General features: G+C 63.9%; 18 protein-coding genes. 9 read left to right on the top strand and 9 right to left on the bottom strand.

Annotated features, from left to right (window positions below; translation table 11 throughout):
• Nucleotides 1–2 precede the first annotated feature (2 nt).
• Complete coding sequence (locus PVW27_RS01165; protein ID WP_274554688.1) at nt 3–1,265, bottom strand: MFS transporter; 1,263 nt, start codon at nt 1,263–1,265, stop codon at nt 3–5.
• A 138-nt stretch (nt 1,266–1,403) separates the two neighbouring features.
• Between PVW27_RS01165 and zapE the strand changes: the two genes are divergently transcribed.
• Nucleotides 1,404–2,468, top strand: a complete 1,065-nt coding sequence (gene zapE, locus PVW27_RS01160) for a cell division protein ZapE (RefSeq protein ID WP_274554687.1) — start codon at nt 1,404–1,406, stop codon at nt 2,466–2,468.
• A gap of 131 nt (nt 2,469–2,599) precedes the next feature.
• Entirely contained in the window at nt 2,600–3,043 is a 444-nt protein-coding gene (locus PVW27_RS01155) for a lytic transglycosylase domain-containing protein (protein WP_338019920.1), read from the top strand.
• A 232-nt stretch (nt 3,044–3,275) separates the two neighbouring features.
• Here the strand turns inward: PVW27_RS01155 and PVW27_RS01150 are convergent, their stop codons facing one another.
• From PVW27_RS01150 to PVW27_RS01130, 5 genes are all read right to left on the bottom strand, one after another.
• On the bottom strand, nt 3,276–4,550 hold the full coding sequence (locus PVW27_RS01150; RefSeq protein WP_274554685.1) for a bifunctional folylpolyglutamate synthase/dihydrofolate synthase: 1,275 nt from the start codon (nt 4,548–4,550) through the stop codon (nt 3,276–3,278).
• Nucleotides 4,551–4,557: 7 nt separating this feature from the next.
• Nucleotides 4,558–5,472 (bottom strand): acetyl-CoA carboxylase, carboxyltransferase subunit beta, encoded by a 915-nt coding sequence (gene accD, locus PVW27_RS01145; RefSeq protein WP_274554684.1) that lies wholly within the window; start codon nt 5,470–5,472, stop codon nt 4,558–4,560.
• 82 nt (nt 5,473–5,554) lie between these two features.
• Nucleotides 5,555–6,484, bottom strand: a complete 930-nt coding sequence (locus tag PVW27_RS01140) for a CPBP family intramembrane glutamic endopeptidase (protein WP_274554682.1) — start codon at nt 6,482–6,484, stop codon at nt 5,555–5,557.
• Nucleotides 6,484–7,371 carry a CPBP family intramembrane glutamic endopeptidase gene (locus PVW27_RS01135; protein ID WP_274554681.1) on the bottom strand — a complete coding sequence of 296 codons (888 nt, stop codon included), beginning with the start codon at nt 7,369–7,371 and terminating at the stop codon, nt 6,484–6,486. Before PVW27_RS01135 ends, PVW27_RS01140 begins: the two co-directional genes overlap by 1 nt.
• 91 nt (nt 7,372–7,462) lie before the next feature.
• A complete protein-coding gene (locus tag PVW27_RS01130; protein ID WP_274554680.1) occupies nt 7,463–8,446 on the bottom strand; it encodes a fatty acid desaturase family protein in 984 nt (327 codons plus the stop codon).
• Nucleotides 8,447–8,612: 166 nt separating this feature from the next.
• On the opposite strand from PVW27_RS01130, the gene ilvD reads away from it, so the two are divergent.
• The 6 genes from ilvD (at nt 8,613) to PVW27_RS01100 (ending at nt 14,715) form a co-directional block, all read left to right on the top strand.
• Nucleotides 8,613–10,349 (top strand): dihydroxy-acid dehydratase, encoded by a 1,737-nt coding sequence (gene ilvD, locus PVW27_RS01125; RefSeq protein ID WP_274554678.1) that lies wholly within the window; start codon nt 8,613–8,615, stop codon nt 10,347–10,349.
• A gap of 13 nt (nt 10,350–10,362) precedes the next feature.
• Nucleotides 10,363–10,965, top strand: coding sequence for a hypothetical protein (locus PVW27_RS01120; protein ID WP_274554677.1), 603 nt, complete (start codon nt 10,363–10,365; stop codon nt 10,963–10,965).
• 135 nt (nt 10,966–11,100) lie between these two features.
• Complete coding sequence (locus PVW27_RS01115; protein ID WP_274554675.1) at nt 11,101–11,874, top strand: DUF6478 family protein; 774 nt, start codon at nt 11,101–11,103, stop codon at nt 11,872–11,874.
• A 41-nt stretch (nt 11,875–11,915) separates the two neighbouring features.
• Nucleotides 11,916–12,293 carry a hypothetical protein gene (locus PVW27_RS01110; RefSeq protein WP_274554673.1) on the top strand — a complete coding sequence of 126 codons (378 nt, stop codon included), beginning with the start codon at nt 11,916–11,918 and terminating at the stop codon, nt 12,291–12,293.
• A 14-nt stretch (nt 12,294–12,307) separates the two neighbouring features.
• Entirely contained in the window at nt 12,308–12,601 is a 294-nt protein-coding gene (locus PVW27_RS01105; RefSeq protein ID WP_274554672.1) for a hypothetical protein, read from the top strand.
• An 86-nt stretch (nt 12,602–12,687) separates the two neighbouring features.
• Nucleotides 12,688–14,715: an NADPH-dependent 2,4-dienoyl-CoA reductase gene (locus PVW27_RS01100; protein WP_274554671.1), complete on the top strand. Its 2,028-nt coding sequence runs from the start codon at nt 12,688–12,690 to the stop codon at nt 14,713–14,715.
• A gap of 63 nt (nt 14,716–14,778) precedes the next feature.
• Here PVW27_RS01100 and PVW27_RS01095 read toward each other — a convergent pair whose 3' ends face one another.
• From PVW27_RS01095 to PVW27_RS01085, 3 genes are all read right to left on the bottom strand, one after another.
• Nucleotides 14,779–16,176 (bottom strand): glutamine synthetase family protein, encoded by a 1,398-nt coding sequence (locus tag PVW27_RS01095; protein ID WP_274554670.1) that lies wholly within the window; start codon nt 16,174–16,176, stop codon nt 14,779–14,781.
• Between the two features lies 1 nt (nt 16,177).
• Nucleotides 16,178–17,575: an aspartate aminotransferase family protein gene (locus PVW27_RS01090; RefSeq protein ID WP_432762077.1), complete on the bottom strand. Its 1,398-nt coding sequence runs from the start codon at nt 17,573–17,575 to the stop codon at nt 16,178–16,180.
• A 123-nt stretch (nt 17,576–17,698) separates the two neighbouring features.
• On the bottom strand, nt 17,699–17,929 hold the full coding sequence (locus PVW27_RS01085; RefSeq protein WP_274554668.1) for a hypothetical protein: 231 nt from the start codon (nt 17,927–17,929) through the stop codon (nt 17,699–17,701).
• Here PVW27_RS01085 and PVW27_RS01080 point away from each other — a divergent pair.
• The gene (locus tag PVW27_RS01080; RefSeq protein ID WP_274554667.1) at nt 17,928–18,833 is read left to right on the top strand and encodes a LysR family transcriptional regulator; all 906 of its coding nucleotides are present in this window, start codon (nt 17,928–17,930) and stop codon (nt 18,831–18,833) included. The genes PVW27_RS01085 and PVW27_RS01080 overlap by 2 nt on opposite strands.
• The last annotated feature ends 39 nt before the right edge of the window (nt 18,834–18,872 follow it).

The following is an 18,872-nucleotide window of genomic DNA, read 5'->3' as shown; positions in this document are numbered from 1 at the left end:
CCTCAGGCCGCCGTCGCACCCAGCGGCATCGGCTTTTCGCGCACCGGCAGATGCACGATGGCGCTGAACGCCCCCACGCCCACGCCGATCCACCAGACCAGCGTGTAATCGCCCGTCAGGTCATACATCTTGCCACCCAGCCAGACGCCCATGAAGCTGCCCAACTGGTGGCTGAAAAAGACGATCCCATAGAGCGTGCCCATGTAGCGCAGCCCGTAGATATGCGCGATCAGCCCCGAGGTCAGCGGCACCGTGGCCAGCCACAGCGATCCCATCGCCGCCGAGAACAGCAACACGGTCGCAGGTGTGATCGGCGTCATGATGAAGGCCGCCGCCACCACTGTGCGCCCGGCATAGATCCCGGCCAGAAGGTACTTCTTGGAATAGCGCTTGCCCGCCCAGCCAGCCGTCAGCGTGCCCACGATATTGGCCAGACCGATCAGCGAAATCGCGACCGCCCCCAGCGCCGAGGTGGTTGTGACCCCGATGTTGTGCAGGATGTCACCCGGCATGATGGGGCCACACATTTCCGTCACGAAGGCCGGAAAATGCGCCGTGATGAAACCCAACTGATAACCACAGCTGAAAAAGCCAAGGAAGATCAGCGTATAGGACGGATCGCGGAACGCTTTGGTCAGGATCGCGCCCATGCTTTCCTCAAGCTCGGCCTTGCTGGCGGGCGGCGTCGGGGCGCGCATCAGGGGCAGGAACACCAGCATCCCGAGGATCGCCGCGGCAAAGACCAGAAACACGTTCTGCCAACTCATCATGGTCAGCAACCACTCCGCCAGCGGCGCGCCGAACACTTGCCCCGCCGATCCCGCAGCGGTGGCGATGGCAAGGCTCATCGACCGGTTCTCATCGCTGGACGCGCGCCCCACGACGGCCAGGATCACGCCAAAACCGGTCCCCGCCACGCCGAAGCCGACAAGGATCTCATAGATCTGATGTTCGGTCGGCGTCACGGCATAGGAGGACAGCACCAAACCTGCCGCATAGACCAGCGCACCAAGGATGATCGCCTTGCGGTTGCCCACCTTGTCGGCCATCGCCCCGAACAGCGGTTGTCCGATCCCCCACGCAAGGTTCTGGATGGCGATGGCAAGGCTGAACTCGGCCCGCAACCAGCCGAATTCCTCGGCAATCGGGATCTGGAACACGCCGAAACTGGCGCGCACCGCGAAAGAGACCATGATGATGAAGCAACCGACGATCAGCACCGGCGTGAAGATCGAAGCGGGTTTCGCGGGGGCAACACTGTGCATTTGGGAATTCCTGAAAGGCTCGGGCGAAACCTAAGCTATTCATTTGCAGCGTCAATTGACGAAATGTGAGGATGCGCCACAGCTTTGCTGATGGTGAGGCGTCTTTTCATGGATCAGGGCGCGGGCTAAGGAGAGGGCATGACAACACTGCTCCAGATCTACGAAGCCCGCGTCCGCGATGGCAGCCTGACCGCCGATGACGCGCAGCTTGAAGCGCTGCCCGAGTTCGAGCGTATCCGCGCCGCATTGGCCCAGCCGGTGAAGCGGGGCCTGTTCCGCAAACCCCCCGAACCGCCCAAGGGCCTGTATCTCTGGGGCGGTGTGGGACGCGGCAAGTCCATGCTGATGGACCTCTTCGTCGAGAATCTGGACGTGCCGGTGCGCCGGGTGCATTTTCACGCCTTCATGCAGGAAATCCACAACGGCATGCACAAGGCCCGCCAGCGCGGGGTCGAGGATGCGATTGCCCCGGTCGCCGCCGATGTCGCGGCCTCGGTCAAGGTTCTGGCCTTCGACGAGATGCAGATCACCGACATCACCGATGCCATGATCGTGGGCCGCCTGTTCGAGGCGCTGTTCAAGGCCGGTGTCGTGGTGGTGACCACGTCGAACCGTGTGCCGGATGACCTGTATAAACACGGGCTGAACCGGCAGATCTTCCTGCCCTTCATCGCGCTGCTGAAAGACCGGATGGTGGTGCATGAACTGGTCAGCCACCGCGATTACCGGCAGGATCGGCTTGAGGGCTCGCCCGTCTATTTCACACCGATCAACGATGCCGCCCGCACCGCCATCGCGCAGGTCTGGACCGATCTGACAGGCGGTGCGGCCGAACCCCTGACCCTGCATGTAAAGGGCCGGCAGGTCGAGATCCCGGCCTTCCGCAACGGTGTGGCACGCGCATCCTTCTATGACCTGTGCGGCAAGCCCCTCGGTGCGGCCGATTATCTGGCACTGGCCGAAGCCGCACGCGTGCTGGTGCTTGAGAATATCCCCAGTCTCGGGCGGTCGAATTTCAACGAGGCCAAGCGTTTCGTTACCTTGATCGACGCGCTCTACGAGGCGAAGGTCAGGCTGATCTGTTCCGCCGCCGCCCCACCGGAATATCTGTATCTCGAAGGCGAAGGCACCTTCGAGTTCGAACGCACGGCCAGCCGCCTGCGCGAGATGCAATCGGCGGATTGGGCGCGTCAGCCCGGCTGATCGGCATTCCCTTGCCGACGGTCAAAGAACCTGTTCTGTCAGCGCAGGCAGCAGAGTATCAGGTTTTCAGGTTTAATTTGTCCGAGGTCGTGATGGTATCCTTTTCCCGCCGTGCAGCCCTTGGTTTGATCATGTCCCTTGCCGTTGCGGCCTGCGGACGTGCGGACCGGGCCTCCGAGGAGGCGATGCCCTCCGGCGCGACGCCGCTCTATCCCAACGAAACCCCCGAGTTGCGACGCCTGATCGAGGCCGCCGCGCGCGAAAACGACGTGCCGGTGGCGCTGGTGCAGCGGGTAATCGTGCGCGAAAGCACCCACCGCCCCGGCGCGCGCAACGGCCCCTATTACGGACTGATGCAGATCCTGCCCGCGACCGCCCGCACGATGGGCTTCCGCGGTCAACCGTCCGATCTTCTGGATGCGGAAACCAACCTGCGCTACGCGGTGCGTTATCTGCGCGGGGCATGGCTTCTGGCGGATGGCAGCCATGATCGCGCGGTGATGTGGTACGCGCGCGGCTATTACTACGAGGCGAAACGGCGCGGAATGCTCCGTGAAACCGGCTTGCGCACCTAGATCTGCGGGATCGTGCCGCACAAAAAGAAAGGGGGCCGTTGAATCGACCCCTCTTTCGTTTCCTGCCTGCCTTGTCCTGTAACGCACAAGGCGCGCCGATTGACCGCAACTGAACCGCGCGCCGCAAATCCTGATCAACGTATAGGCGAATCGATTCGAATCAGTCAACAGAAAGTGATTCGCTTGCCCAGAGAATCGCACAAGTGAGTCCCGATATGCCTGTCGCGCGCGCCTAGCCGTTGTCGCGCAGCACGCCGCCCGCCAGATAAAGCGACCCGCAGATCAGGACGCGCGCCCGCGGATCATGCGCGGCGATATCACCCAGAGCCTCGGCCACCGAACCCGAGATCGTGGCCGCAATCCCCGCCGCTGTCGCGGCTTTCGCGGTTTCTTCGGCGGGCAGGGTGGCCGCCGTGTCAGGAATGCTGACGGCATGCAGGCTGGCGACATGCGGGGCCATCGGGCGAAGATAGCCACCGATATCCTTGGTGTTCAGCATCCCGCAGATCAGATGCGTAGGCCGCCGGGGCAGGGTCGCCAGGTGCGCGCCGATCGCCTCACCCGCCGCAGGGTTATGCCCGCCGTCCAGCCACAATTCGATCTCGGGGGCCAGATCCACCAACGGACCCTGCCGCAAGCGCTGCATCCTGGCCGGCCAGAAGGCGCGGGTCACGGCGGCCTCATATGTGACGTCAGACTGGCCCAGATGGCGCAAGGCGGCCAGCGCAGCCCCCGCGTTCTGGATCTGATGCGCGCCGGGCAGGTTCGGCAAAGGCAGGTCCAGCAGGCCGTTCTCATCCTGATAGACCATCCGGTCGCCTTCCCGCATTACATGCCAATGCTGCCCGTGGATCAGCAGCGGCGCACCAACACGCGCGGCAATCGTTTCAATCGCCTCAAGCCCTTCCTCGGATTGCGGCCCGACAACGCAAGGAACGCCGCGCTTGAGGATGCCTGCCTTCTCACCCGCGATCTTGGCAAGGGTGTCGCCAAGATACTGCTCATGGTCCATAGACACGGGCGTGATGATGCAAAGCGCGGGCTTTTCGACCACGTTCGTGGCATCCAGTCGCCCACCCAGACCAACCTCCAGCAAGGTGTAATCCGCAGGCGTCCGGGCAAAGGCCAGCAGGGCGGCGCAGGTCGTGATCTCGAAATAGGTGATGTTCGCGCCCGCATTGGCGGCGTAACACTCCTCCAGCAGCGCCGTCAGATCTTCCTCAGAGATCAACGCGCCTGCCAGCCGGATCCGTTCGTGAAACCGCGCCAGATGCGGTGAGGTATAGGCATGCACGCTGTGACCTGCCGCTTCCAGTCCGGCACGGATCATGGCCTGCGTGCTGCCCTTGCCATTGGTGCCCGCGATATGGATCACGGGCGGCAGCCGGTCCTGCGGATTGCCCAGGGCGTCCAGCAGACGCCAGACCCGATCCAGCGTCAGGTCGATGATCTTCGGGTGCAGCGCCATCATCCGTTCAAGGATGACGTCCGATCCGGGGGCTGTCATGGTCCGGTCAGGTCTTGCTGGCGGGTGCGGCAGGGGCCGCGTCCGGTGCGGGCAGATCTCCCCAGACGGCAGGCGTCTGGCGCAGCAGCATCCGGGTAATGGTGATCAACTCCTCGCGCAGTTTGGTCCGGGGTGTCACGCGGTCCAGCATCCCGTGATCCAGCAGATATTCGGCGCGCTGGAACCCTTCGGGCAGCTTCTCGCGGATCGTCTGTTCGATCACGCGGGGGCCGGCAAAGCAGATCAAGGCACCGGGTTCGGCGATCTGCACATCGCCCAGCATGGCATAGGACGCGGTCACGCCGCCCGTGGTCGGATGGGTCAGCACCACGATGTAAGGAAGCCCCGCCTCTTTCAGCATCTGGATCGCCACGGTGGACCGCGGCATCTGCATCAGGGACAGAATCCCCTCCTGCATGCGCGCGCCACCGGCAGCCGAAAACAGGATCAGCGGCCGCTTCAGCTTCACCGCCTCTTCGGCGGCGGCGATGATCGCATTGCCCACATACATGCCCATGGACCCGCCCATGAAGCTGAAATCCTGCGCCGCTGCCACGATGGGCGTGCGCCCGATCTCGCCCGCTGCCACCAGCATCGCGTCACGTTCGCCGGTGGATTTCTGCGCCGCCTTCATCCGTTCGGGATATTTCTTCTGGTCGCGGAACTGCAAAGGATCGGCCAGCGGCTCGGGCACGGCGACTTCGGTGAAGATGCCGCCGTCGAACAGCGCCTTGAACCGCGCGCGGGGCGTGATCGACATGTGATGTCCGCAGGACGTGCAGACATTCTGGTTGTCGCTCAGCTCACGGTGAAACAGCATCGTCCCGCAGGCATCGCATTTCGTCCAGAGGTTCTCGGGCACTTCACGGCGCGAGAAGATCGAGTTGATCCGCGGGCGGACGTAGTTGGTGATCCAGTTCATGGGCGGCGGGCCTTTTTACGGGGTCGTGTGTCCTGATGGACGCTTCAGGGGCCGAGTTAAGCCCTCGGGCGACAAATTGCAATCAGCGCCATATTGCAATCCGCGCCGCGATCCACAGCATCACGATACCCGCCATATCCAACACAAACACCAGATCAAAGGCGGGTGGGTCCACGAATGCCTCCTCCGGCAGGGCATCGGGAAAGGCACCGGGCGCCAATTCCGACGGAAACAGGAACAGCGCCAGACCGGAATCCATCCCCTGCGCCTCGCCATAGATCAGGAACGCCATGGCATTGTTCACAAGATGAAAGCCGATCGCGGGGCCCAGATGTCCGCTGCGCGCCGTCAGATCGGCGGCCGCCACCCCGAAACAGAAGGCCCATAGCAGGTATTGCACCGCCTCGACATAGGACATGTCCGGCGAAAAATGCGCCGCAGCGAACAGCAGGCTGGGCAGCACCATCCACACCCACGGCGTGTCATACCGCGCCGCCAGTTGTTGCTGCACATAGCCGCGATAGAACAGCTCCTCGGCCCCCGATTGCACCAGTATGGCCGCCAGCGACAACGGCAAGAGCGCCAGCCACGGCCCAAGGGGGCGCATCTCGGCATAGCGCAGCATCTCGGGGTCCAGCCACAGGATCTGCACTGCCAGCATCAGCCCGCCCGCGATCACCGTTACTTGCATGGTCTGGCGCAGCACCGGCCCAACCGGGCCAAGCAGGCTCAGGAAGCCGCGCCCATGAAGACGCCGCACCACCAGCACCACAGCCAGGCCGAGCGTGACAAAGCTGAATAATTGCACCCGCAGGCCTGCCGGAGTCGAGCCGTTCCTCACCTCATACGCGGGGATCACATCTAACAGCGTGAAAAAAGGGTCGATCAGATGCGACGTGGCCAGATAGATCACCTCGACCAGCAGAACACCCACCACCAGAAGGCGCAGATCAGACACCGCCCGCGCCGGTTCGATGAAACGCGCATGCGCGGCATAGGCGGCGCGCGGCATCAGCGGCGGATCGCCAGACGTGCGGCCAGCCAGCCGATCAGGATCATTGTCGCGTCGATCAGCAGATAGGGGCGCAAGGCCACCGGGTCGGCCATGTCGATCTGCAACCGGAACAGCGCCAGCCCCGACAGCGTCCCTTCCGCCGACAGGATCAGCAACGCACTGGCATTCGACATGAAATGCAGCCCGATCGCCGGCCCCAGAGTGCCCGCCCGCGCGGTCAGATCAGCCGCAGCCAGCGCAAAGCCGGCGGCCCAAAGCATGATCAACCCACCGTTGGCCCCGGCATCCGGGCGGTAATGCAACACCCCGAACAGCAGCGCAGGGACGACCATCCAGATCACCGGGCTACGAAACCGCGCTGCCAGTTGTTGTTGCAGATAGCCGCGGAACAAAATCTCCTCGGCCGATGTCTGGATCAGGACGGCCAAAAGCGCCAAAGGCAAAAGCAAAAGCCAACGCAAGGGGGGCAGGCCCGCGCTGACCGGATCGTCAAACCCCCATGGCGGCAACACCGCAATGGCGATTCCCAACGCGATCAGCACCGCCACCACCGCCCCGAATTGCCGCATCATCAAGGGGATCGGCCCCAAAAGGGTCAAAGGACTGCGCCGGTGCAACTGCGCGGTCACCACCACCACGGCCAGCGTCATGATCAGAAAGCTGTAAAGCAGGGTCAAGACCCCGGCGGCGGTCTGGCCCGTCCCCTCCAGCCGGGTGATGTCGCGGTGCAGCGCGTCACCGCCATAGGTCAGGACGGCCATGTGAAACAGAGCAGTCAGGCCAAGCACGATCGCCACGATCAGGACAAGCCCTAACAGCAGACGCCAGATCTCGGCCCGGCGGCGTGCGGGCGCGACAAAGGCGGAATGGGCATCATATCGCATCGGGGCGGCCTGCAAGACATTCTCCGCCCGAAACTAGCGCGCCGGACCGATGCCGAACAGGGGGGTCGTCCCCCGACATCATGTCTTTGCCTCAGGCCGGCCGGGACGAGGCGATGCGCAGCACGTCCAGATAGGTCTCGGCGATCTGCATCCGTGCCGCATGGCCCCGCGCCACCAGCATCCGGTGCAGACGTGGCAGGTTCCGCGCGGGCACATGCATCACCAGATGATGCTCAAGATGGTAATTGACCCAATAGGGCGCCACCAGCAGCCGCATCAACGGCCCCGCCTTCGTCGTGCGCGTGTTGCGCAAAGGATCATCCACCGCCTCGACCGCGCCATGTTCCGCGATATTGCGGATGCGCAGGACCAGCTGGAACCACGTCAGCAGCGGCAACACCCAGAAGGCCAGCCACCACCACCACGCGCCCACCGCCCACATCAGCGCGAACAGCACCGCATTGGCAATCAGCGCCCGCCCGATCACAGGGCCGGAAAACGCCTGCGCCAATTCCTGTGCGCCGGGCTGGCCTTCCACCTCGCCTGCCATCTTCAGCGCGAACATGATCTGCTGGCTGCGCTGCTTGATCCCCGTGCGCCCCGTGATGTCGCGCCACAGTTTGCGCCGCAGCGACGCGCGGGTCGTGGGAAAGGGTTTCGACAGGATCAGATCGGGGTCTTCCTCCGTCTGCGTATGCCGATGGTGTTTCAGGTGATAGCGCCGATATTCGGCCAGATCGGCCAGAATGGGCCGCCCGCACAGCCACTCGCCCACCCACTCATTCAGGGCGCGCGACCGGAACAGCGCGTTATGCGCCGCCTCATGCATCAGGATCGCCAGACCCAGCTGCCGCGACCCGATGATCACCACGGCCAGCAGGAATGTCAGCGGATTCGGCCACACCCCGAACAGCGCCAGCGCCAGCGCGATGGTGCCCCAGCAATGCAGGATCAGCCACCCGCCCCAAAGGTCGGATCGTTCCGCCAGCGCCCGGATCTCCTCGGTCGAAAAGAAGTCGCGCCCCAGCGCCTGATGGGACTTGCCCGCCATATCCATCGTGCTGTCCGGTGCCATCTCGTCCTCCCCTCCGCGATGATGGGCACAGTCTTTGCCTGCAAACCGCATGTGTCAACGCCGCAGCAGGCCCGCGCGCCCTGTGACGCCACGTCCGTCAATCACCCTTGTGCCATGCCAAACGCTTCTTTATTCCGAACCGGACACAGTTACCGGGGAGGCCGCCATGTCCACAAAACCGCGCATCGACAAATCCAAGTTGCCCAGCCGCTATGTGACCGAGGGGCCCGCGCGCGCGCCGCATCGGTCATATCTCTACGCCATGGGCCTGAACGAGGAAGAGATCCACCAGCCTCTGGTCGGCGTCGCGACCTGCTGGAACGAGGCCGCCCCCTGCAACATCGCCCTGAACCGTCAGGCGCAAGCCGTGAAGATGGGCGTCAAGCAAGCCTTCGGCACCCCGCGCGAATTCACCACGATCACCGTGACCGACGGCATCGCCATGGGTCACGAGGGGATGCGCTCATCCCTCGCCAGCCGCGAGGCGATTGCCGACACGGTTGAACTGACCATGCGCGGCCATTGCTATGATGCGATTGTCGGTCTGGCCGGCTGCGACAAATCCCTGCCCGGCATGATGATGGCCATGGTCCGCCTGAACGTGCCGTCCGTCTTCATCTATGGCGGGTCGATCCTGCCGGGCCGCCTGAACGGCAAGGACGTGACCGTGCAGGACGTGTTCGAAGCCGTGGGCCAGCATCAGGCCGGCAACATGTCCGATGCCGAGCTTGAAATTCTGGAACGCGTCGCTTGCCCGACCTCGGGGGCTTGCGGCGGTCAGTTCACCGCCAACACTATGGCCTGCGTGTCCGAAGCGATCGGCCTTGCGCTGATGAACTCCTCCGGCATGCCCGCCCCCTATGAAAGCCGCGACCAGTATGGCGAGGCGTCGGGACGTGCGGTCATGAACCTGATCGAAAAGAACATCCGCGCCCGTGACGTGGTCACGCTCAAGGCGCTGGAGAACGCGGCCCGCGTCGTGGCCTGCACCGGCGGCTCGACCAACGCGGGGCTGCACCTGCCCGCAATCGCCCACGAGGCCGGCATCGACTTCTATCTGGACGATGTCTGCGAAATCTTCCGCGACACCCCCTATTTCGTGAACCTCAAGCCGGGTGGCGATTACGTCGCCAAGGATCTTTATGAAGCGGGCGGCGTGCCGGTCGTGATGAAGGAACTGCGCAAGGCGGGTCTCATCCACGAGGATTGCATCACCGCCAGCGGCTACAGCATCGGCGAGGAACTGGACAAGATCACCCGCGAAGCGGATGGCAAGGTCATCCACACCGTTGCCAACCCGATCACCAAGACCGGCGGCGTCGTCGGCCTCAAGGGCAATCTGGCCCCCACCGGTGCTATCGTGAAAGTGGCGGGCATGTCCGAGGATCAGCAGTTCTTCACCGGCCCCGCCCGCGTCTTCGAATGCGAGGAAGACGCCTTCGCCGCCGTGCAGAAGCGCGACTACAAAGAAGGCGACGTCATCGTCATCCGCAACGAAGGCCCCGCAGGCGGCCCCGGCATGCGCGAGATGCTGGCCACCACCGCGGCCCTGTCCGGTCAGGGCATGGGCAAGAAGGTGGCGCTGATCACCGATGGCCGTTTCTCTGGCGCGACCCGTGGTTTCTGCGTCGGCCATGTCGGACCCGAGGCGGCGCATGGTGGCCCCATCGCCCTGATCAAGGATGGCGACATGATCACCCTGAACGCCATCAAGGGCGAAATCAGCGTCGCTCTGACCGATGCCGAACTTGAGGCGCGCAAAGCCGACTGGAAAGGCCCGCGCCCCACGATCTATGCCAGCGGCGCGCTCTGGAAGTACGCCCAGCAAGTCGGTGAAACCTACAAGGGTGCAGTCACCCATCCGGGTGCCAAGGCCGAGAAACATATCTATATGGATCTCTGACATCGGTATCCGGGTGCCAACACGGGCAGCGATTGCCCTGTCGCTGGTTATGATGCTGGCGGGCTGTCTTGCGATGACGGGCGGGCCTTCGGGCGTGCCCGTCCTGCGCGAGGCGACCTTGGCCGGCGGCGCAGTCGTTTTGAAACCGCCGCCCGGCTATTGCATCGACGCGCGCAGTTTCAGCGACAGGCCCGGCGGTGGCTTTGCCCTCATCGGCAGTTGCGCCAGCCTGACCGGCGAAGCGGCGGGCGTTCTGGTGGAACCCGCGATCATCACGATTTCGGCCTCCCCCGCCCAAGACGACGCGGTGGCGACCGACAGCCGCGCCTTCCAGACAGCTTTGGGGCGCGGGCGCATCCTCAAGGCCATCAGCCGCGACGACGGGCTCAGCCTCCTGCAGGTCGAAGGCGGGTCCCGCGTGCCGCCGAGCGCCGACCCGCGTCACTGGCGGGGACTGATGACGGTGCAGGGACAGGTTCTGGGCCTCGCGCTTTATGCCGGGATCGACAGCCCCATGGTCGCGGATCCGGGGATGCAGATGATGATCGATCTGGCCGATGCGATCCGCAGCGACAGTGCAGCCGCGGCGACAACGGCGGCGAATGCGGCCGAGTGATCGCCTCACAGCGTTTCCCGAATTGCATCAGTCGAAAGCGTCGTTAAATATTGTTTCTGTAAATGTCGTTACAGGCTTGCGGGTGGCGACAAGGGCCACAGGTCAGGCAACCGGGTAAAAGGGCGGATCAAGGCAATGGCAGAGTTGGGCGGCAAAATGTTTCAGGCAATCGCCTTCGCGCGCAGCCGCAACCGCTGGGCCAATGCCGCACGCCAGGCAGACAAGACCGACCTCTCCGAATTGCGCGTGCAACGCCAGCGCGCACGCCAGTTGCGCCGCCATCTGGACGAGCTGATTCATGTCGCCGAAAGCCGGCTTGCCCTGCCGATGATCGGCTCCACCGCCTTCCGCCGCCCGCATGGCTCGGACTGGGGATGGCGGCCCGAACTGTGGCGCGGCCCGCTGCCAACACCCGGTCTTGCCTCGGTCCAGAGCAAAAGCATGCTGGGCAGCGAAGTGACCCTGTTTCACGACTGCGACCGCTCCGAACTGACTCTACGCCAGCTACGCAACCGGCGCGAACAGGATCTCGCCCCCTTCGGCCTGCGGATGGATGTGTTCCGCTTCGATGGCTCCTTTCTGTCGCTTGTGGTGGATCTGCCGCCTGACGCGGTCGCGGGCCTCAAGCGGCGGCACCTGATCCGCATGAACACCATCGTCGAGATGGAAAAGCCGCTGGAAATCTTTGCCCGTCTGAACATCCGGCACGGCCCCAATACCGAACAGATCGTGCGCGAACTGCCCCTGCATGAAGAGGACATCATGGTCGAATTCGATCTGGCCTATTCCAACATGAACGAAAAGCGGGTCGAGAAAGCCTGGATCGACCTGATCTTCGAGGGCCCAGAAATGAACCAGGTCGTTCTGCGCGACCTGACTTTCAGCCGCCGCCCCCGCGCCGAACTCTAGAACCTGCCCAAGTCTCGTCATTTACCCGTAAGGATGGTCCCGTGAGCGATCTGAAAGTCACCAAGACACGCCTGTTTCAAGGCATATGGGAAGGGCTCGTCACAGGCACAGCCCCCGGCCACCGTCCTGCGATAGCCGTGACCCATCTGGAACAGCCCGTCCCCGGCGCCGAACTGCTTGAGGCACCTGAAACCGCAGGCGGCTGGCTCCTGCGCATCCCTGTCCCGCGTGAGGCGCTCAGCGACGGGATACACACCTTCCTGATCCGCAGCGCCGACACAGGCGAGACTCTGGCCAGTTTTGCCATTCTCGCGGGCGAAGCTCTGGCCGACGATATCCGCGCCGAAATGGACCTCCTGCGCGAGGAACTGGACCTTCTCAAGCGCGCCTTCCGGCGGCATTGTCTCGAGACGATGTAGAAAAGGACAGCCCCATGATCACCGAAATCGTCACCTTCCCGATCCCCGACGGCATGACCCGCGAACAGGTCATCGCCAATTTCGAGGCGACGATGCCCGGCTGGGCCGCCAATCCCGATCTGATCCGCAAGAACTACCTCTACGATCCCGAAGGGCGGCGCGGCGGCGGCGTCTACCTGTGGAAAACGCGTGAAGCCGCCCAATCAGGCCATGACGCGGCATGGTGCGAAAAGGTGCGCGGCATCTACGGCGCGCCACCCAGTTTCGCCTATTTCGAGACACCCTTCGTGCTGGACAACACCCTCTGACGGCGATGCCCGCCTCCTGACGCTGGGTTTCTGGTGACAAACGCCCCGTCCCGCGTTCAGATGCCCCCAAACCGGAGGGCTTCACCATGACCGATTATCCGCATCTTCTGGCCCCGCTCGATCTGGGCCACACCACGCTCAAGAACCGCGTCCTCATGGGCTCGATGCATACCGGGCTGGAGGAGACGAAGGATTGGAACCGCGTTGCTGAATTCTACGCCGCCCGCGCGCGCGGCGGGGTGGCGCTGATGGTGACGGGCGGCATGGCCCCCAACCGCGAAGGCGGTGTCTTTCCGGGCGCGGCGGGTCTGTTCACCGACAAGGACATCGCCAACCACCGCATCGTCACCGACCGGGTGCATGACGCAGATGGCAAGATCGCCATGCAGATCCTGCACGCGGGCCGCTACGCTTACGGCCCCGAATGTGTTTCGGCCAGCCCGATTAAATCCCCGATCTCGCCCTTCCCGCCCCGCGAACTGGACGAAGACGGGATCGAAAAACAGATACACGACATCGCCACCGCCGCCGCCCGCGCCCGCGAAGCCGGCTATGACGGGGTCGAAGTGATGGGCTCCGAGGGGTATTTCATCAACCAGTTCCTCGTCACCCACACCAACAAACGCACCGACCGCTGGGGCGGCTCCTATGAAAACCGCATGCGCTTGCCCATCGAAGTGGTCAAACGCGCCCGCGCCGCCGTGGGCGATGATTTCATCATCATCTACCGCCTCTCGATGATCGATCTGGTCCCCAACGGCTCCACCTTTGACGAGGTGGTCACCTTGGCCAAGGAAATCGAAAAAGCCGGGGCCAGCATCATCAACACCGGCATCGGATGGCACGAAGCCCGCGTGCCCACCATCGCCACCTCGGTCCCCCGCGCCGCCTTCGCATGGGTCACAAAGAAACTGATGGGGCAGGTGGGCATCCCCGTCATCACCTCGAACCGCATCAACACCCCCGAAGTGGCCGAGGATGTTCTGGCCACGGGTTGCGCCGACATGGTCTCGATGGCGCGCCCCCTGCTGGCCGATCCCGATTTCGTCGCCAAGGCCATGGCAGGCCGCGCCAAACAGATCGCCCCCTGCATCGCCTGCAATCAGGCCTGTCTGGATCACACCTTCTCGGGCAAGATCTCAAGCTGCCTCGTGAACCCGCGCGCCTGTTTTGAAACCGAACTGGTCATCGCCCCCGCCGCCACACCCAAAACCGTGGCCGTGGTGGGTGCAGGGCCTGCGGGCCTGTCGGTGGCCCTCACCGCCGCAGATCGCGGCCACAAGGTCACGCTGTTCGACCGCGGCGCACGCATCGGTGGACAGCTCAACATGGCGCGCCAGGTGCCGGGCAAGGAAGAATTTCACGGCCTTGTCGATTGGTATGAGGAGATGGTCGCGGCCTCCTCCATCGACCTGCGCCTGAACACCGACGTCACCGCCGATGATCTTGCAGGTTTTGACGAGGTGGTGATCGCCACCGGTGTCATCCCCCGCGACCCAAGCATCCCCGGTCAGGACCGGCCCAATGTGCTCTCCTATATCGACGTGCTGGCGGGCAAAGCCCCCGTCGGCAAAACCGTCGCCGTGGTGGGCGCGGGCGGCATCGGCTTCGACGTGTCCGAATACCTTGTCCACGAAGGACACAGCCCCACGGAAAGCATCCCCGACTGGATGCGCGAATGGGGTGTCACCGATCCTGCACAGGCCCGTGGTGGACTCGCGCCCGAAGGCCCCCGCCCCGACGCCCCCGCCCGGCAGGTCACGTTGCTGCAACGCAAGGCGGAACGCCCCGGCAAACGTCTGGGCAAGACCACCGGCTGGATTCACCGCGCTGCCCTCCAGATGAAGAATGTCCAGATGATCGGCGGCGTGAACTATGAGCGCATCGACGATGACGGCCTGCACATCACCTTCGGCGAGGCGCGCGAAAACCCCCGCGTGATCCCGGCCGAAACGGTCGTCCTCTGTGCCGGGCAACTGTCCGAGCGCAGCCTCGCCGACGCATTGGCCGAACGGGGGATCACCGCCCATGTCATAGGCGGCGCAGACGTGGCCGCCGAACTCGACGCCAAACGCGCCATAGATCAAGGCACAAGACTAGCCGCGACCCTCTAACCCCTCTTCATCTTGCCTAAAATACTCCGGGGTCCGGGGCAGCGCCCCGGCTCTGCCCCGGTATCACACAGTATGCAGATACAGATCGTAATCCACATCCGAAATCGTCCGCGCCACGCGGGCATATTCCGCCGCTTTCACCGCCACGAAGGTGCGGTGCATATCCTCGCCCAAAGCGCCCTTCAGAAAGCCCGAGTCCCGCGCCGCCGCGATCGCAGCGCCCCAGTCGCGCGGGATGCTGTCATCGCCCCCCGCCTCGTCATAGCCATTCCCGGTCGTCTCGGGCCCCGGATCCATCCGCTGCGCCAGCCCGTGCCTGATCCCCGCCAGCACGGTCGCCGCCACCAGATAGGGGTTTGCATCCACCCCCGCCGGGCGATGCTCGATCCGCCGCGCGCGCTTGTCGCCCGCCGGGATGCGCAGCGCCACGGAACGGTTATTGACCCCCCAACTGGTGGACACGGGCGCATAGCTCTGGTTGGCGAAGCGCCGCCATGAATTGGCATGGGGCGCGAACACCAGCATCGATTCCCCCATCGTGTCGCGCAACCCGCCCAAAGCGTGCAGCAAAGGCTCTGACCAAGCCCCTTCAACGCTTTCGGTAAATACATTCCGCCCCTCGGCGTCCTGCAAGGACACATGGAAATGCATCCCCGAACCGGCATAATCCTCGATCGGCTTGGCCATGAAACAGGCGGTCACCCCATGCGCCCGCGCCTGCGCCCGCACGATCCGCTTCAACCGCATCAGATCATCGGCGGCCTGCATCACATCAGTGCGGTAATGCAGCGTCAGCTCATATTGCCCCGGCGCATATTCCGAAATCATCGTCTCGGCCTTGATCCCGGCCTTTTCCGCGCCCGCGTAAATGTCGGAAAACAACGGTAGCATCCCATGCAGGTGATCGACCGAATAGACTTCCGTCCGGTGGCTCGCCCGCCCGTCCAGCACATCCGCCGCAGGGCGCACCCGCCCATCCGCCCCGCGCTCATTGGCCAGCAGGAAGAACTCCAATTCAAACGCGCCTGCGGGATAAAGCCCCTCCGCCGCCATCGCATCCACCTGCGCCTGCAAGGCATGGCGCGGGTCCGATGTCATCGGCTCCCCCTCCAGTGTATAAAGCGACATCAACACCTCGCCGCGCGGCGGCACGGTGCCGTGCAGGGGCTTGAGCGTGCCGGGAATGGGCCAGGCCCGCAGATCGCCGTCCCCCTGATCCCAGATCAGCCCGGTCTCATGCACATCCTCGCCGCAGATATCCAACCCCAGGATCGAGATCGGCAGAAACCGCCCCGACTGGTAGAACGCCAGCAGTTCGTGCCGCCGGATGATCTTGCCCCGCCCGATCCCGTTGGAATCATGCAGCACGATATCGAAGGCCTCGATCTCGGGGTGCGCCTCAAGAAAGGCTTCCGCCTCGGTCACACTCGCGCCCGAAGGGGCATGGGTCTTGTTCGTCATCTCAATCCTCATCCGGCTCGAACAGCAGGGCCAACGTCTCATCAAACGCGGCAATCAGCCGGTCGATCTGTGTCGTCGTGGTCACCGGGCTGACCAGCATCATGTTGTGAAAGGGCGCGATCAGACAGCCTCGGTTCAGAAGGCAGGTATGCACTACCCCCTCCACCTCCGGCTGATGCGCCGCCTCCGCCTCGGTCCCGTTGCGCAAAGGCCCCGGCGCACAGATGAATTCCACCCGCGCCCCCACCCGCACCACATGCCATGGCGCGCCATGCCGGGCGATGGCGGCACTTAACCCCGCCTCCAACCGCGCGGCTCCAGCCTCCATATGAGCATAAGCCTCCGGCGTCATCACCTCGGCCAGCGTCGCGCGCAAACAGGCGAATTGCATCGGGTTCGCCGACAGCGTGGTCCCCATCCCGGAATGGCCGGGTGCGCGCATGGCATTATAGGCGGCAAACCGCGTGGCCACATCATCCCGCAGCCCCCAGATGGCCGTCGGCATCCCGCCCGCCACGCATTTGCCCGCGACGAAAATATCAGGGTCCAGCCCATGCACGGAGGTGTAACCACCCAAGCCGCTGGACACCGTATGCGTCTCGTCAATGATGAGCAGCGCGCCATACTGCCGCGACAGCCGCCGCAGCCCCTCATGAAAGCCGGGATCGGGCAGGACCATGCAGGAATTCGTCATCACGGGTTCGGTCAGGATCGCCGCCACCTCGCCTGTGGCCAGCGCCGCCTCGACCCCTGCCAGATCGTTGAACTCCACCGCGACGGCGGTCCGGGTCAGATCTGCCACCTGCCCGGTCAGGCCGGGCCGCGCGACGGTCTGACCGTCCCGCAGGGCCACCATCGCCTCATCCACCGTGCCATGATAGCAGCCGTTGAACACCAGCACGCGTGGCCGCCCCGTCACCGCGCGTGCCACGCGCAGCGCGAAACGGTTGGCATCGGTCGCGGTCGTGGCGATCTGCCAGCGGAAATCCCCGAACCGTTCGACCAGCAGCCGCCCAGCCTCCAGCGCCGCTTCGGTCGGCAGCATATAGGTCAGCCCGTCCCTTGCTTGCCGCCTGATGGCGCGCGCGACAGGGGCAGGGGAATGGCCGAACATCGATCCGGTATCGCCCAGACAGAAATCGTCGATACGGTGCCCGTCCAGATCGGTCAGCCGCGCCTTGCGCGCGCGTGCCACCAGCATCGGAAAGGGCATCGGCCAGTCCTTCATCCAGTGCATCGGCACACCGTCCAGCCAAGCCTCCGTGCCATCGACCAGCGCCGCCTTTGTAACAGGACGCGCGGCGGCATAGACAGCCGCCTCACGCGCGCGCACCGTTTCCAGTCGCGCGACCCGCACGCCTGCGATGATATCCGCGCTCTGTTCCCTTACCCCGTCCATGGCGTCATCACCCCGGCTCAAGCCTCTTTCCTGCTGTATCCATATATTTGATCAAATGTGAATGGAACAATTTTGATCCATCTTGCTGATGTTCCTCTGAAATCCTTGTATTTGATCATATTTTCAGCCGCCTCTCTGCAAGAGGCCCCACGACAGGCGCAGCCTGTGCCCGGTTGATCCGCCGCGATTATGGATATTTCCGGCAAGAAGAAACAGACGGGTGACGGACTGTTTCCCCGTTTCCATGCCATTAACGATCCCTGACAATACCCTGATATTGTCCGCACCCTGCCGCAGTCGTGCCCGATTTCGACGCGATACCGGAAACAACGCAATGAAAAGGGTGTCGCGCATGGATCGTCTGACGGAAATGGAGGCCTTCGCCACGGTTGTGGATCAAGGTGGCTTCACCGATGCGGCCAAGAAGATGGGTATCTCGAAATCGGCCGTGTCCAAGCATGTGTCCAGCCTCGAGGCGCGTCTGGGGGCGCGTCTGCTGAACCGCACCACGCGCCGAGTCAGCCCGACCGAGATCGGCCTTGCCTATTACGACCGCGCCCGCCGCGTCCTGAACGATGCAGGCGAGGCGGATGCGCTTGTCACCTCGATGCAATCGGCGCCATCGGGTCTGTTGCGGATTTCGGTGGCCACGGATTTCGGGGTCAATCACCTGTCGCCGGTGCTGGGCGATTTCCTGTCGGAATTCCCTGATATCACCGTGAACATGGTGCTGAACAACCGCTATGTGGAACTGATCAGCGAGGGCTTCGACATGGCCGTGCGGATCGGCGAACTGGAGGACAGCACCCTGCGCGCCCGCAAGCTGACCGAGACGACCAAGCGGATGATCGCCAGCCCCAGCTATTTCGCCAAATATGGCCGCCCGCAGAAGATCGACGATCTGAACGATCACAAGCTGCTGCACTACTCCAACCAGTCCAACGGCAACGTCTGGAAACTGACCGCCCCTTCGGGCGAAAAACGGCAGGTCCGCACCGCGGGCTGGCTCAGCGTGAATGACGGCCAATCCCTGCTGAACGCCTGTGTCGCGGGGCTTGGCATCGCCTATCTGCCCAGCTTCCTCTATGCCGACGCGATGGAGAAAGGTCTGGTCGAGGATGCCATTCCCGACCTGCCGGTGGAAACCCAGGGCATCTACGCGGTCTATCCGCCGGGCCGGTTCACCCAGCCAAAGGTGCGCGCCTTCATCGACTTTCTGGTGCATGAATTCGCAGACAAGGGGCCGACCGAGTGGTGATCCTCATCTGATGACACGGCAAGCCCGCCCGCGCCCTCG

The organism is Seohaeicola sp. 4SK31 (assembly GCF_028802875.1).
Taxonomy (GTDB): Bacteria; Pseudomonadota; Alphaproteobacteria; order Rhodobacterales; family Rhodobacteraceae; genus Seohaeicola.
The sequence above is the reverse complement of the archived record's forward strand: the minus strand, read 5'-3'. Positions and strand labels throughout refer to the sequence as shown.